This window comes from Alkalispirillum mobile, assembly GCF_003664325.1.
In the GTDB taxonomy this organism is placed as follows: domain Bacteria; phylum Pseudomonadota; class Gammaproteobacteria; order Nitrococcales; family Halorhodospiraceae; genus Alkalilimnicola; species Alkalilimnicola mobilis.
This window is the reverse complement of record NZ_RCDA01000001.1, coordinates 22,269-35,883: the sequence shown is the minus strand read 5'-3', so window position 1 is coordinate 35,883 and position 13,615 is coordinate 22,269. Positions and strand designations below refer to the sequence as shown.

The window sequence follows — 13,615 nt, the reverse complement described above, 5'->3', positions numbered from 1 at the left end:
CTCACTCCTCCTGCCCCTGGGTTACCGGCTGACGGACCGGCAGACGGACACGGAAGCAACTGCCCTCGCCCGGCGTGCTTTCCACCTCCACGTCACCGTGGTGCCGTTCCACGATGGCCTGTACCAGCGGCAATCCAAGCCCCGTACCCCGACCCACCTCCTTGGTGGTGAAAAAGGGCTCGAAGATGCGGCCCATTGCGTCGGGCGGAATACCGCGGCCGGTATCAGAGATACTTACCACCACCGATTCACCCTCTGACCGGGTGGCCACCGTAATCGTTCCTTCGCCCTCCAGTGCCTGTGCCGCGTTCGTCAGAAGGTTGAGGAAGACCTGATTGATCTGACCAGGGATGCACTCCACCTCCGGCAGCGCCTGATAATCCCGCACGATACTGGCGTGGTACTTGAGTTCGTTTCGAGCGATATTCAGGGTGCTGTCGAGTCCGGACCGGAGGCTGACCAGCCGAAACTCACCGCTGTCATCCCGGGAGTAGTGCCGGAGGTCACGGACAATGGCGGTGACCCGTTGTGCCCCCTCCCGCGACTCGTGCACCAGATCAGGCAGGTCCTCGCGGATCAACTCGTACTGGATTGCCTCCTTGAAGGCCTGCAACTGCTCCTGACGCTCCGGCGGCAGGTAAGACTCCCCGGCCTGGTAAAGGTCCAGTAGCCGTGTGACGCTGCCCACATAGCGACCCAATGTGCCCAGATTGGAGTAGACGTAGGCCACCGGGCTGTTGATCTCGTGGGCCACACCGGCGGCCAGTTGGCCCAGGGAGGCAAGCTTCTCGGTCCGCACCAGCTGACGCTCCATGTTTCGGCGTTCGGTCACATCCCTTCCGGTTGAGACAAAGTGGGTGATCCGGCCTTCGCCGTCGAGCAACGGTACGATGGTCTTGTCCTCGTAAAACAGCCGTCCCTCGCGGTTACGGTTTATGATCGTCCCGTTGAAGGGATGCCCCCGGGTCAGGCCAGCCCAAAGCCGGTCGTAGAAATCCTGCTCGTGTTCCTCCGATTTGAGCACTGCCATCGTCTGACCGAGCACCTCCTGCTCAGTGAGGCCAGTGACCCCCTCAAATGCCGGGTTCACGTACTCGATACGCCCTTCCCGATCCGTGATGACCACCAGATCCGTGGTCTGCTCCACTACGCGCTGGAACAGCTGGGTCTGCAGCAGCAATGCTTCACGCTGGCGGATATCCCTTGCCAGGGTGCGGCGCATGGCCTCGAAGCGCCCTGCCAAGTCGGAGAGCTCATCCCTGCCGGGCGACAGGATGGGTTGGTCCAGGTCGCCCGCCTGTATCTGACGTGCGGCCCGGCCCAGAGCCCCCAGAGGGCGAAAGATCCGGAAGTGCAGCAAAAGGACCACCAGACTCAGACCCAAGACGGTGCCCAGAACCGCTAGCCAGCCCCACTGCTCATGGCGGCGAGCCTCCTGGTATCTGAGGTGGAGCAGATGGTCAATTCGCCCCCCCAACTCGTCCGCGTAGGCCTTCAGCGCCAAGATGCTCTCGGTGGCTGACGTGAAATAATCACCGGGGACAATGGAATGGCGCGTGGTCGGGCTGTGCTCCCGGATGACCTTGAAAAGCGCCGTGGCGACCTCCTGGTCGTAGGTCTGCCTCCCTCGCTGCAGGCCCTGCTCCAGTTCGTCAGCGTCCTGGTGCATGCTGATGAGCCTGCGAGCTGCCGCGAGCTGCTGCTCGACGGCGCCGTGGTACCCGTAAAGGGAGGCGCTCAATAACTCATGCTGTCCGGTGCTTGATTGGAGCACCAGGTGCTCGGTCAGTCTCGCCCGCTGCCGGCCGATGTATTCAGTGGCGGAGACGATATGGTTGCGCACCAGGATCAGACGCCAGGCCTCCCCTCCCGGGTTAATCGTGTCCATGAACACGTCATTGCGCAGCCCCTGTACGAAATCTATGTAGGCGCTGGTCCTGGCATACCAGCGTGCGGTATTTATCTGCTGTGCATTCGGCTCGGTGAGGGATTCACGCAGTTGGGCCATCTGCTGCCGGTGCCGGATAAACCGCTCCTCAAGCTCCAGCCAGAGGAACGGGTGAGACTGTCTCAGCTGCGCCGCCAGATCATCGGCCAGGGCATCACTGCGCGCCTGGATCCGTAGCAGATTGCCCTGCTCGTCGGTGGCAAGACCGACCTGCCGGTGGGCCGCGAAAAACACGGATAGCCCGCGCTCCAGGGCCAGGCTGATGGCCAGATCCTTTGCCAGAACGGCGACCTCGTTCGCATCCCTCGCCTGCTGAGTCGACTCCGCTGTCGACTTGGCGGCCAACAATTGCTTAACGGCAAACCCGAGGCTTAAAAGCCCCAGCGCCCCGATCAGCAAGGCGAGCAGAATTCGGATTTTCATGGGGGCATGGACACTCCGACAGGTACCCCGGGCATCCAGCAAGCCAGATACAGGAGCCGAAAACCTAGATCTTGATTAAATGATACAGGTTTTAACCCCGGGTTATCTGTAGGAATAAGGCCCTCAAGGCCAATTTTGTATTTAAAATACCTATCGGTTTTTCAGGTCTGAGAGACCCGGCCTTGGGCGAGTTACCGAAGACCCAACCGCACACCACCGACCTGCCAGGGCACGGTGGGCTGCTCGCCGGTCTGACCGAAGCCGAGCAGCTGCCGAACCGCCTGGCTGTCGCGGGCCTCGCATGCCCGTTGCGCCAGCTCATAGGCCTTGCGGCTGTCGGTTTCTGTCACCACTTCCGAGAGCAGCGGCACCAGGCGCGGGCTGACACTGAAGCGCCGGAACCCCAGACCGATGAGGATGGGCAGTACGCCGGGGAGTTGCTGCAACAGGCCGCAGAGCTGCACCCGGGTGACATTCACGTCCCGGGTGGCCACCCGGAACAGGCGGTAAAGCGACGGGGCGTAGGGGTCCAGGTGACCGGCTACCTGGGGGATATCGCGGTCGGCACCGAAGAAGCACTGCATCAGGTCGTTGGTGCCGATGCTGACAAAGTCGGAGACCTCTTCCAACTGGTGCAGCGACAGGGCAGCGGCCGGCGTTTCCACCATGGGCCCCAGCGGGATGACCGGTGGCAACCAGCGGCGCAGGCGGTTGCGCCAGTGGCGGTACTCCTCGGGGCTGTTCACGAAGGGGATGACCACCCGCAGGTCGTGGTGGCGGGCCAGGGTGGCCAGGGCGGCGGCCTGCGATTCCACCACGTTCTTGACCGGTGGTATATCATAGAGCCGTGATCCTTGGAGGCCGAGGAGGCCCGTCAGGCCGGACAAGTTCCCCAACCAGGCGGGCTTCTTGTCCACCGAAATATCCAGGAGACGGATCGTGACCGGTAGCGGGTCGGCCGCCTGGCAGATGGCGCCGAACGCCTTCTCGTAGTAAGCCTGGTCGGGCATGCGGGCCAGTGCCGGGGTAAGGTACTCGCTGTGCACCAGCCCCACGGCATCCGCCTGCACCTCCCGCGCGGTCCGCGCCCCCATCTCACCGGTCACCGTAGCGCGCAGGTGAACCGGCACCCCGTCGCGCGTCCTTACTCGGCCGGCGTGGCGGCCGCCCCGGGCAACGCGTACGCCCTCGCTGTGCAGGGTGGCAGGGCTCAGAACTCCGCTGGTGCCATCCAGATGGAAGGAGTCGCCGCCGCAAAGGGCATCTCCCTCGGCCTCGTTCAGGAGGACGGTGGGCACGCCCAGTTGCTGGAGCTGGATGAGGGGGTGGGCCAACGGCGCGCCACCCAGCACTACCAGGCCGGCCGGGATTTGCTCCAGGGAAAAGGTGTCGGCATAAGGCAGCACGAGAATGTGGCTGTCCGATGCCTCGGCGGGATCGTACGTGATTTGGCCGGCCGCCTCGCCCGGCACAAACGGCATGCCCTGAATGACCATAAGGTCAGTGTAAAGCGGCCCGACGGGTAAGTCACCCGCGCGCCACCGGCACTCGAGGAGTCCGCGGAATGCCCCACTTCCAGCTTGCAGTCCTGCTCGGCATGACAGTGGCCCTGGGCCCGCTGGCCCTGGATGCCTACCTGCCGGCATTCCCCAGCATTTCGGACGACCTGGGGGTCAGCAAGGCAGACGTGGGACTGACGCTCAGTGCCTACGTCTTCACCCTGGGCCTGGCGCAACTGGTGGGCGGGCCGCTCTCCGACCGCTACGGCCGTCAGCGCATCCTGCTCTTGGGGCTGGCGGTCTTTGCCGCCGCCTCGTTCATGGTAGCGCTGGCGGGGAGCCTGAACGAGATGCTCGGCTGGCGGATCGTGCAGGGCATCGGCGGCGCCTTCTGCGCGGTGTCGGTACCGGCGATCGTGCGCGATCAGTGCCGCGGTAACGAAGCGGCCCGCCTGTTCGGGATGATCGGCCTGGTGATGTTCATTGCGCCGGCATCGGCCCCCGCCCTGGGCAGTGCACTGCTGGTGGTGAGCGACTGGCCGGCCATCTACCAGGCCCTGAGCGGGTACGCCCTGCTGCTTGCGGTCGTGCTGCACTTCGGACTGTTCCGGCGCATCCCCGCCCGCACGCCGCAACAGACGCCGGTACGCACACTGCTGACCAACTATCGGCTGGTCCTGCGGCATCGGTTGTCCATGCGCTTCATCCTGCTGCAGACGCTGGCCTTCAGCGCCATGCTGGTATTCATCACCCACGCCTCGTTCATCTACCAGGGCGCGCTCGGGCTCTCCAACGCGGCCTTCTCGGCGCTGTTCGCGGCCAACGTGGCGGCGATGGCCTGCCTGAACCTGTTGAACCGGCGGCTGCTTTTCCACTTCCCGGCGGTTCAGATCATGCGTACCGCGGTCCGGGCCCAGCACGGGGCGCTCGCCCTGCTGGTCCTGCTGGTGGTGCTGGACGCGCCGGTCTGGGCGGTGGCGGCCTGTCTGGTGGCAGTGGCCGGGTGCATGGGGGCCATCGTCCCCAACAGTCTGGCCGGCGCGCTGGATCACTTCCCCAACCTGGGGGGCACCGCCGCCGCGCTGCTGGGTGCCACCCAGTTCACCGTGGCCGGGCTCATCAGCGCGCTGTCCACCCGGGTGGCCGGCGAGGCCCTGCTGCCCATCGTGCTGATCATGGCGGTCTGCTCGCTGGGCGCACTGCTGTTAGCCAACGGTGCCCCGCGGGCCGTCTGCAGACACGCGGCCGAAGAAGAGGCTGAGGCAGCCGCCCGCTCGTCCGGGCCGGTTTAGCGATGGCGGGATCTATGCCCACGGCGGGTTGAGGGGCCCCTTGCCCCTGCCTCAACAAGCACCGACAATAGCTGTATATCTATACAGCATTAGCCCCGGATGCCCCTCGACTACGCCGAACTCCACTGCCTCTCCTGCTTCAGCTTCCTGCGCGGCGCCTCCCAGCCCGCCGAGCTGGTGCACCGGGCGGCCGATCTGGGCTACCGCGCCCTAGCCCTCACCGACGAGTGCTCGGTGGCTGGGGCCGTGCGCGCCCACCAGGCAGCCAAAGAAGCGGGGTTGCACCTCATCCACGGCAGCGAGATCCGCGTCCACAACGGACCACTGCTGGTGCTGTTGGCCCCCTGCCGCCAGGCCTGGGCCGAACTCTGCGCGCTGATTAGCCTGGGGCGGAGCCAGGCGGACAAGGGAAACTACCGCCTGGAACGGGAGCAACTGGAGGGGGGCCTGCCCCACTGCCTGGCCCTGTGGGTGCCCGACGACACACCCCACGACCCCGACCACGGCCGCTGGTTCGCCCACCACTTCGGCGACCGCGGCCACCTGGCCGTGGCCCTGCACCACGGCCCCGACGACGAGGCCCGCCTGCAGCGGTTGCTGGCCCTGGCCGAACGCTTTGGCCTGCCGCCGGTGGCCGCCGGCGGGGCGTTGATGCACCAGCGCAGCCGCCGCGCCCTGCAGGATACCCTCAGCGCCCTGCGTCATCGCCGGCCCCTCACCGAAATGGGCGCCGCCTTGCAGTGCAGCGGCGAGCGCCACCTGCGCCCCCGGCACAGCCTGGCCCGGCTCTACCCCCCGGAACTGCTGCAACGCACCGTGACCCTGGCCGAACAGTGCCATTTCAGCCTGGATGAACTGCGCTATGAATACCCCGCCGAACTGGTCCCCGTCGGCGAGACCCCGGCCAGCCACCTGCGCCGGCTCACCCTGGAAGGAGCGCGCCGCCACTGGCCCCAGGGCATGCCGGAAAAGGTCGCCCGCCAGGTGGACCATGAACTGGCCCTGATCGCCGAGATGGGCTACGAGCCCTTCTTTCTCACCGTGCATGACGTCGTGGCCTTCGCCCGGCGCCGGGGCATCCTCTGCCAGGGCCGGGGCTCGTCGGCCAACTCGGCGGTCTGCTACTGCCTGGGGATCACGGCGGTGGACCCGGCCCGCCAGTCGCTGCTCTTCGAGCGCTTCATCTCCAAGGAGCGGGGCGAGCCGCCGGACATCGACGTGGACTTCGAACACGAGCGGCGCGAGGAGGTCATCCAGTACATCTACCGCAAATATGGCCGCCACCGGGCCGCCCTGGCCGCCACCGTGATCCGCTACCGCCCCCGCAGCGCCCTGCGCGACGCCGGCCGCGCCCTGGGCCTGGAGGGCGAGACCATCGACCGGCTCGCCGGCAGCATCCAGTGGTGGGACGGCAAGCACATCGACCCGGCGCGCCTGCGCGATGCGGGCCTGGACCCCGACGACCCGCGCCTGGCCCGCACCGTGGCCCTCGCCGGGCAACTGCTGGGCCTGCCCCGCCACCTCTCCCAGCACGTGGGCGGCTTTGTCATCTCCGAAGGCCCCATCAGCGAACTGGTGCCCACCGAGAACGCCGCCATGGCCGGCCGCACCATCATCCAGTGGGACAAGGACGACCTGGAGGCCCTGGGCCTGCTCAAGGTGGACGTGCTCGCCCTGGGCATGCTCAGTTGCATCCGCCGCGCCCTCGACCTGCTGGCCGACTTCCGGGGCCGCCGGCTCACCCTGGCCGACGTGCCCCCGGAAGACCCGGCCGTCTACCGCATGATCAGCCACGCCGACACCATGGGCGTCTTTCAGATCGAGTCCCGCGCCCAGATGGCCATGCTGCCCCGGCTGCAACCGCGCACCTTCTACGACCTGGTCATCGAAGTGGCCATTGTTCGCCCCGGCCCTATCCAGGGGGACATGGTCCACCCCTACCTGCGCCGGCGCGAGGGGCTGGAGCCGGAGGACTACCCCAGCGAAGCCGTGCGCGGGGTGTTGGGGCGCACCCTGGGCGTACCCATCTTCCAGGAACAGGTGATGCAACTGGCGGTGGTGGCAGCCGGCTTCACCCCCGGCGAGGCGGACGCGCTGCGCCGGGCCATGGCGGCGTGGAAGCGCAAAGGGGGGCTGGGGCCGTTCCGGGACAAGCTGCTCAAGGGCATGCGCCAAAACGGTTACAGCGAGGACTTCGCCGAGCGCATTTTCCGGCAGATCCAGGGCTTCGGCGAGTACGGCTTCCCGGAGTCCCACGCCGCGAGCTTCGCCCTGCTGGTCTACGTCTCCGCCTGGCTCAAGCACCACGAGCCGGCCATCTTCACCTGTGCCCTGCTCAACAGCCAGCCCATGGGCTTCTACGCCCCGGCGCAACTGCTGCGGGATGCCGAACGGCACGGGGTGGAGATCCGCCCGGTGGACACGGGCCACAGCGACTGGGACTGCACCCTGGAGCACCGCAGCGATGGCGAGCCGGCCCTGCGCCTGGGCCTACGGCTGGTACGCGGTCTCAACCGCCAGGCAGCCGACAGGCTGATTGCCGCCCGAGGCCGTCGCCCCTTTCGTGATGTCCAGGAGATGGCCCGCCGCGCCGCCCTGCAGCGGCGCGACCTGGAGACCCTGGCCCACGCCGGGGCCCTGCACGGCCTGGCCGGCCACCGGCGCGCCGCCTGGTGGCAGGTGCTGGGGGCGGAGGCCGGGTTACCGGTATTCGACGACCTGCGGGTGGAAGAGACGGCCCCGGCGCTGGAGGCCCCCGCCGAGGGCGAGGACCTGGTGGCCGACTATGCCCGCCTGGGCTTCACCCTGGGCCGCCACCCCCTCGCCCTGCTCCGCCCCCGGTTACAGCGGCACCGACTACTCACCGCCGCCGACCTGGCCACCACCGACCACGGCCGCCTGGTGCGCACCGCCGGCCTGGTCATCAACCGCCAACGCCCCGGCTCCGCCGGCGGTGTCACCTTCCTGACCCTGGAGGACGAGACCGGGCAGATCAACCTGGTGGTCTGGAAGGCCACCGCCGAGGCCCAGCGCCTCGCCCTGCTGGGGGCGCGGCTGCTGATGGTCAGCGGCGTCTGGGAGCGAAAGGGTTTGGTGACCCACCTGGTAGCCGGGCGGCTGGAGGACTGGAGCGACTGGCTGGGAGAGCTGGACGTGCGCTCGCGGGACTTTCACTAATACCGGACAACCACCCCGGGGACGTCAGGCGTTGCCCACGTTGTGATCGTGCGGGGAGTGGTAGTAATCGCTGGTGCGGGCCGACTCCTGCACCTCTTCGAGCAGAGCGCGCAGCCGCTCCTCGGCGGAGCTGAGATCGGCGCAATCGGCGCAGCCCGGGTCCCCGCAGGGCTGGCGGGAGTAAAGCCAGTAGTGGATTGCCCCGGCCAGCATGCCGGAGGCCACCTCCCACGCATCGCCATCCTCATGCTGCTCCAGCAGCTCGTTGCCCCTGTCCACCACGTTGGCGGCGGCAACATCATAGAGACTGGCATCGGGTGGCAACTGATCGGACATTTCGACTGGAACCGTGAAGTGGCTGGGAAACGGGGCCGGCATTCTAGCAGGCCCCGGCCGGGGACACACCTCCGCCGCCCCCCTCAGGTGCCGCCACCCCGCTTGACCCGGGCCAGTTCCCGCCGGCTGCGCTTGTCCGGCCGATGATCCGGGCGGGGCACGAAGGCGGCGTTCATCCGCTGCTGTTCCCGCACCTTCTCACGGGCCGCCACACTCTCCGGCGTCTCCTCGTAGAGTTGCTCAGCCACCTTGGCCGGCCCCCGCTGGTTGGCCACGTCGCGGACCACCACCTCGAAGGTGAACGCGCCCTTGCGCACCTTCACCCGCTGCCCGGGGCTCACGTCGCGCGCCGGCTTGGCGGGCACGCCATCCACCTCGACCTTGCCGCCCTTGATGGCCTCCACCGACAGACGGCGCGTCTTGAAAAAACGCGCCGCCCACAGCCAGCGGTCGAGCCGGACTTTCGCGGGTTGCGATTCGTTCTGCTTCGCCATCACGCCGTAAAGCGGGCCTGCCGCCTCAACCCTGGACCAGGCTATTGCGCGAGACCACGATGCCGTCCTCGTCGGCGTACAGCCAATCACCAGCTTGAATGGTGATCCCACCGAAGGTCACAGTGACGTCCCGCTCGCCAATGCCCTTCTTGACGCTCTTCAGCGGGTGGACGTTCAACGCCTTCACACCCAGATTGATCTGCGCCAGCTCCTGGCTGTCCCGAACGCAGCCGTAAACCACGATGCCGGCCCAGCCGTTCTTCTCCCCCATGGCCGCCAGGTTGTCGCCGAGCAGCGCGCAGCGCATGGAACCGCCACCGTCCACCACCAGCACCCGGCCCTCACCCGGCTCACCCAGGGTCTCGCGGACCAGCGAGTTGTCCTCGAATAGCTTCACGGTAGTGACCGGCCCGTGGAAGCTCACCCGCCCGCCGAAGTTGCGGAACATCGGGTTCATCACGCGCAGCTCGTCGGCAAAGTCGTCGCAGAGATCAGTCGTCTGGAAGCTCATTCAGCTCTCCTGGCGTATTCTTATCGGTAAAGGTGTTCGGTGAAACCCTCATTATGCATCACCTCCCCCACCGGCTGGGAACCACCGGAGCATTATGCGCACGCTGACCGCCGTCATCCTGGCTGCTCTCTTCACAGTGGCCTACGTGATTCTGCTGTACGCCACGATCAACTGGTTATGGCCCCTGTTCCCGCCATGGCTTAAACTGGTGGGCTTCATACTGCTTGCCGTATTCGCCATTGGTTCGCCTATTTTTGCGCTGGCACGGCTTGCCCGCCATCACCCGGAGGCCGGTGAACGGCTGGTGCGCCTGCTCGGAGGCCGTGCGCCCGAACGGGCTGAGACCCCGAACGAACGCGACCGCCACTCCCCGGACAACGACACCCGATAGCCATGACCGACAATCACAGCAAGCTCGAGGCCATCCACCAGGCACTCCTGGCGCAGCGCCAGTTGCTGCACCGGCTGGACGATGAGCAGGCCAGCCTGGAACGGCACCTGTCCGGGCTCTCCGGCGATGCCATCCCCTCGGCACCCGACCCCGAACAGCGCCACACGCTGGAGGCCATGCAGGCCCTGCTGGCGAGCCTGACCGAGAGCCTGAGCCAGGGCGACGCCGCCCAGCTGCTGGCCCGCTGCGCCGCTGAACTGCTGCCGGACACCACCGGTGCGATCTTCGTCGACCAGGCCGGGGTGGAGCCGGCCCCACGCGCCGCGGCGGCCTGGCGCGGGGCCGAGGTGCTGGCGGACCCGGCCGATCTGCATTTCGAGCACGACCAGGACCCGGCCCGGCAGCAGCTGAACATCGAGGCCCAGGGCCTCTACCTGGGGCGTATCGAGCTGCGCCCGCTGGCCGCCGGCCGCCCCCTGCGCGACCATGAGCACCTCACGCTGCACCTGCTGGTCTCGGCGGCCGGGCTGGCGCTGGCCACCCACACGCTGCGCTACCGGCTGCGGCACCGCAATATCCGCGACCCCCTTACTGGCCTGTTCAACCGCCGCTACGCCGAGGACACCCTGGACCGGGAGCTGAGCCGGGCCCAACGCCACCAGCTCCCCCTGTCCGTGGTGCTGATCGACCTGGACAAGTTCGAGGCCTTCAACGAGCGCCACGGCCAGAACGCCGGCGACCGCATGCTGCAAGCCATGAGCGACCTGCTGCAGAACAACTTCCGCGGGTCCGACATCTGCGCCCGTGCCTCGGGTCAGCGTTTCCTGCTCGTGCTACCCGATGCCTCCATTGGCGACACCATGCAGCGGGCCAGGGACCTGCGCCGCGACCTGGCCGGGGTCCGCGTGCACCTGCGCGGGCTGCACCTGCCCGCCATGACCGTCTCCATCGGAGTGGCCGGCTACCCGGAGCACGCCGATACCACCGAGGAGCTGCTCGCGGCGGTCGATGGCGCCCTGCAACTCGCCAAGCACAACGGCGGCAACACCTGCGCCCTGGCCGAGAAAGTCCCGCTCTCCCCCGACTCATGAGTGATTCCCTGCGGCGCGGCGCCATCCTCATCGTCATCGCGGAGCTGCTCCTGGCCACCATGGCCGCTACCATCAAGGCGGCCTCGGCGGAGTTGCCCAGCGAGATGCTGGTCTTCTTCCGCAACCTCTTCGGCCTGGTCCTGCTGCTGCCCTTGCTGGTGCAGGGGGGCCTTCAGGGGCTGGCCACCCGCGTGCCCCACCTCCACTTGCTGCGGGGCCTGGCGGGCGTGGGCGCCATGTACTGCTTTTTCTGGACCATCGCCCACATGCCGCTGGCAGAGGCGCTGCTGGTCAAACTGACCGCCCCCTTCTTCCTGCCGCTGATCGCGTGGCTGTGGCTGCGGGAGAGCCTCTCCGGTCGCGCGGTGCTGGCCATCGCCATCGGGTTCGTCGGGGTGTTCTTCATTCTGCAGCCCAACGGCGCCATGCAGGCCGCCCCGTTGCAGGTGGGTGCCGTCGGCCTCGCCGGTGCCGCCCTGGCCGCGCTCGCCAAGGTGACCATCCGGCGCATGGGGCCGCAGGAGTCCAGCCGCCGGGTGGTGTTCTGGTTCGGGGTGGTGGCCACCCTGGTCTCCGCGCTGCCCCTGCCCTGGGTCTGGCAGACCCCTTCGGCACAGGCGCTGCTCCTGCTGCTGGTGCTGGGTGCCTGCGCCACCAGCGCCCAGCTGCTGCTCACCCGGGCCTTCGCGATGGCCCCCTCTGGGCGGCTGGGCCCGTTCACCTACGTCTCCGTGGTCTTCGGCTCGCTGTACGGGTGGTGGATCTGGGGCGAGGTGCTGGGCCCGCTGACCCTGCTGGGCATGGCCCTGGTGATCGGCGCCGGCCTGCTTAACCTGCTGCGCCCGCGCCCGGCGCCAGCCGCTGCCGGCCCCAAACCCGTGGAGGAGCGTCCGTGAGCGAGGTCATCAGTGCCACCTACCAGCTCTACCTGACCGAGGACGAGTCCCCGGAGGGCAAGGCCCGCGGCATCGCCCTGGAGCAGACCGTGGAGATGCCCGCCGACTGCCTGCCGCCAGACATCGCGCACCGGATGGTGGGCCGCATTCGCAGCCTGGAGCCCCGCGCCGACCACTGGAGCCTGGTGATCGACTACCCGGTTGCCGCCCTGGGCCGGGAGCTGACCCAGTGCCTGAACCTGCTGTTCGGCAACATCTCCCTCCAGAGCGGCATCCGCCTGGTGCACGTGGACTGGCCCCGCAGCCTGCTGCAGCAATGGGGCGGCCCGGCGCTCGGCGTGCCGGGGTTGCGCGAGCAGCTGGGCGTTCATGACCGGCCGCTGCTTTGCGCCGCCCTCAAACCCATGGGGCTCTCCCCGCAGGCCCTGGCCGAACGCTGCGACGCCTTCGCCCGCGGCGGCGTGGACCTGATCAAGGACGACCACGGCCTGGCCGACCAACCGGATGCCCCCTTCGTCAACCGGTTGGCCGCCTGCCAGGCTGCGGTCGAACAGGCCAACCGCGAGACCGGCGGCCGCAGCCTTTACCTGCCCAATGTCACCGCTGCCCCCGGCCTGCTGGGGCAGCGACTGGCCGCGGCCCGGGATGCCGGCTGCCGAATGGTGCTGATCAGCCCCTGGCTGACCGGGCTGGAGAGCCTGCGCTGGGCGCGGGACGAGTACGGCCTCGCCCTGATGGCCCACCCGGCCATGACCGGCAGCCTGTTCCTGCCGCAGCATGGCATCAGCCCGGAGCTGCTGCTGGGTGAGCTCTTCCGCATCGCCGGCGCCGACGCGGTTATCTACCCCAACGTGGGCGGCCGATTCCGCTTTACCGCCGAGACCTGCGCGGGCATCAACCACGGCCTGCGCCGCGGGCTCGAGGGATTGCCCGCGGCCTGGCCCACGCCCGGCGGCGGCGTGGATATCAAACGGGCCGGCCACTGGAAGCGGGCCTACGGGCCCGATACCATCCTGCTGATCGGGGGCAGCCTGTACGCCCAGGGCGACATCCAGGCCGCCGCCCGCGACCTGATGCGAGCGATACGGGAGTGATATGGCGGAGCAATCGAAGGTGATCCGGGCCCGCGGCTACCGCTGGGAAGGGGTCCCCCACAAGGCGTACAAGACCGAGGGGAGCCACTTCCACGGCATCACCCGGCAGACGCTGTTGGGCGAGGACGGTACACAGAGCGCGCTCAACCACCAGACCCGCTACTTCGAGATCGCGCCCGGGGGGTACTCCTCACTGGAGCGGCACGAACACACCCACACCGTGGTCATTTTGCGCGGTGAGGGGGAACTGGTGCTGGGCCGGGAATTGCACCGCATTGCGGCGCACGACTGCATCTACATCGCCCCACAGACCTTTCACCAGTTCCACGCCACCGGTGACGAGCCGTTGGGCTTTCTCTGCATTGTCGACCGGGAGCGCGACCGTCCCCACCTGCCAGACGAGCAGGAGCTGGCCGAGCTGCGCGCCCTGCCCGGTGTGGGCGATCGCGTGCGCACCTGACCC

Annotated in this window: 12 protein-coding genes; 7 read left to right on the top strand and 5 right to left on the bottom strand. The window is 68.0% G+C overall.

The window, feature by feature from the left end; translation table 11 throughout:
• Window position 1 precedes the first annotated feature (1 nt).
• The gene (locus DFR31_RS00170; protein WP_121440655.1) at window positions 2-2,371 is read right to left on the bottom strand and encodes an ATP-binding protein; all 2,370 of its coding nucleotides are present in this window, start codon (window positions 2,369-2,371) and stop codon (window positions 2-4) included.
• Between the two features lie 191 nt (window positions 2,372-2,562).
• Window positions 2,563-3,852: a putative PEP-binding protein gene (locus DFR31_RS00165; RefSeq protein WP_147436910.1), complete on the bottom strand. Its 1,290-nt coding sequence runs from the start codon at window positions 3,850-3,852 to the stop codon at window positions 2,563-2,565.
• Between the two features lie 83 nt (window positions 3,853-3,935).
• On the opposite strand from DFR31_RS00165, the gene DFR31_RS00160 reads away from it, so the two are divergent.
• Both DFR31_RS00160 and DFR31_RS00155 read left to right on the top strand, forming a co-directional pair.
• Window positions 3,936-5,162: a multidrug effflux MFS transporter gene (locus DFR31_RS00160; protein ID WP_121440653.1), complete on the top strand. Its 1,227-nt coding sequence runs from the start codon at window positions 3,936-3,938 to the stop codon at window positions 5,160-5,162.
• A gap of 99 nt (window positions 5,163-5,261) precedes the next feature.
• Window positions 5,262-8,339, top strand: coding sequence for an error-prone DNA polymerase (locus DFR31_RS00155; protein ID WP_121440652.1), 3,078 nt, complete (start codon window positions 5,262-5,264; stop codon window positions 8,337-8,339).
• A 24-nt stretch (window positions 8,340-8,363) separates the two neighbouring features.
• On the opposite strand, the gene DFR31_RS00150 is transcribed toward DFR31_RS00155, so the two are convergent.
• The 3 genes from DFR31_RS00150 to rraA all read right to left on the bottom strand — a co-directional run bounded on the left by DFR31_RS00150 (window position 8,364) and on the right by rraA (window position 9,680).
• The gene (locus DFR31_RS00150) at window positions 8,364-8,675 is read right to left on the bottom strand and encodes a hypothetical protein (protein WP_245971047.1); all 312 of its coding nucleotides are present in this window, start codon (window positions 8,673-8,675) and stop codon (window positions 8,364-8,366) included.
• Window positions 8,676-8,758: 83 nt separating this feature from the next.
• Window positions 8,759-9,169: an RNA-binding S4 domain-containing protein gene (locus DFR31_RS00145; protein WP_121440650.1), complete on the bottom strand. Its 411-nt coding sequence runs from the start codon at window positions 9,167-9,169 to the stop codon at window positions 8,759-8,761.
• Between the two features lie 25 nt (window positions 9,170-9,194).
• Window positions 9,195-9,680, bottom strand: a complete 486-nt coding sequence (gene rraA / locus DFR31_RS00140; protein WP_121440649.1) for a ribonuclease E activity regulator RraA — start codon at window positions 9,678-9,680, stop codon at window positions 9,195-9,197.
• A gap of 94 nt (window positions 9,681-9,774) precedes the next feature.
• Here rraA and DFR31_RS00135 point away from each other — a divergent pair, with 94 nt between their 5' ends.
• Genes DFR31_RS00135 through DFR31_RS00115 form a run of 5 tightly spaced genes read left to right on the top strand, consistent with a single transcriptional unit; the run spans window position 9,775 to window position 13,612 of the window.
• On the top strand, window positions 9,775-10,071 hold the full coding sequence (locus tag DFR31_RS00135; protein WP_121440648.1) for a hypothetical protein: 297 nt from the start codon (window positions 9,775-9,777) through the stop codon (window positions 10,069-10,071).
• Between the two features lie 2 nt (window positions 10,072-10,073).
• A complete protein-coding gene (locus tag DFR31_RS00130) occupies window positions 10,074-11,162 on the top strand; it encodes a GGDEF domain-containing protein (RefSeq protein ID WP_121440647.1) in 1,089 nt (362 codons plus the stop codon).
• Window positions 11,159-12,058, top strand: coding sequence for a DMT family transporter (locus tag DFR31_RS00125; RefSeq protein WP_121440646.1), 900 nt, complete (start codon window positions 11,159-11,161; stop codon window positions 12,056-12,058). Before DFR31_RS00130 ends, DFR31_RS00125 begins: the two co-directional genes overlap by 4 nt.
• On the top strand, window positions 12,055-13,152 hold the full coding sequence (locus tag DFR31_RS00120) for a RuBisCO large subunit C-terminal-like domain-containing protein (RefSeq protein WP_121440645.1): 1,098 nt from the start codon (window positions 12,055-12,057) through the stop codon (window positions 13,150-13,152). The genes DFR31_RS00125 and DFR31_RS00120 overlap by 4 nt, the downstream gene beginning before the upstream one ends.
• A gap of 1 nt (window position 13,153) precedes the next feature.
• Entirely contained in the window at window positions 13,154-13,612 is a 459-nt protein-coding gene (locus DFR31_RS00115) for a cupin domain-containing protein (protein ID WP_121440644.1), read from the top strand.
• Window positions 13,613-13,615 lie beyond the last annotated feature (3 nt).

Excerpts from the sequence above, each read along its gene's own strand:
- DFR31_RS00170 (WP_121440655.1), bottom strand. The coding sequence starts at position 2,371 with ATGAAAATCCGAATTCTGCTCGCCTTGCTGATCGGGGCGCTGGGGCTT.
- DFR31_RS00165 (WP_147436910.1), bottom strand. The coding sequence starts at position 3,852 with ATGCCGTTTGTGCCGGGCGAGGCGGCCGGCCAAATCACGTACGATCCC.
- DFR31_RS00160 (WP_121440653.1), top strand. The coding sequence starts at position 3,936 with ATGCCCCACTTCCAGCTTGCAGTCCTGCTCGGCATGACAGTGGCCCTG.
- DFR31_RS00155 (WP_121440652.1), top strand. The coding sequence starts at position 5,262 with ATGCCCCTCGACTACGCCGAACTCCACTGCCTCTCCTGCTTCAGCTTC.
- DFR31_RS00150 (WP_245971047.1), bottom strand. The coding sequence starts at position 8,675 with ATGTCCGATCAGTTGCCACCCGATGCCAGTCTCTATGATGTTGCCGCC.
- DFR31_RS00145 (WP_121440650.1), bottom strand. The coding sequence starts at position 9,169 with ATGGCGAAGCAGAACGAATCGCAACCCGCGAAAGTCCGGCTCGACCGC.
- rraA (WP_121440649.1), bottom strand. The coding sequence starts at position 9,680 with ATGAGCTTCCAGACGACTGATCTCTGCGACGACTTTGCCGACGAGCTG.
- DFR31_RS00135 (WP_121440648.1), top strand. The coding sequence starts at position 9,775 with ATGCGCACGCTGACCGCCGTCATCCTGGCTGCTCTCTTCACAGTGGCC.
- DFR31_RS00130 (WP_121440647.1), top strand. The coding sequence starts at position 10,074 with ATGACCGACAATCACAGCAAGCTCGAGGCCATCCACCAGGCACTCCTG.
- DFR31_RS00125 (WP_121440646.1), top strand. The coding sequence starts at position 11,159 with ATGAGTGATTCCCTGCGGCGCGGCGCCATCCTCATCGTCATCGCGGAG.
- DFR31_RS00115 (WP_121440644.1), top strand. The coding sequence starts at position 13,154 with ATGGCGGAGCAATCGAAGGTGATCCGGGCCCGCGGCTACCGCTGGGAA.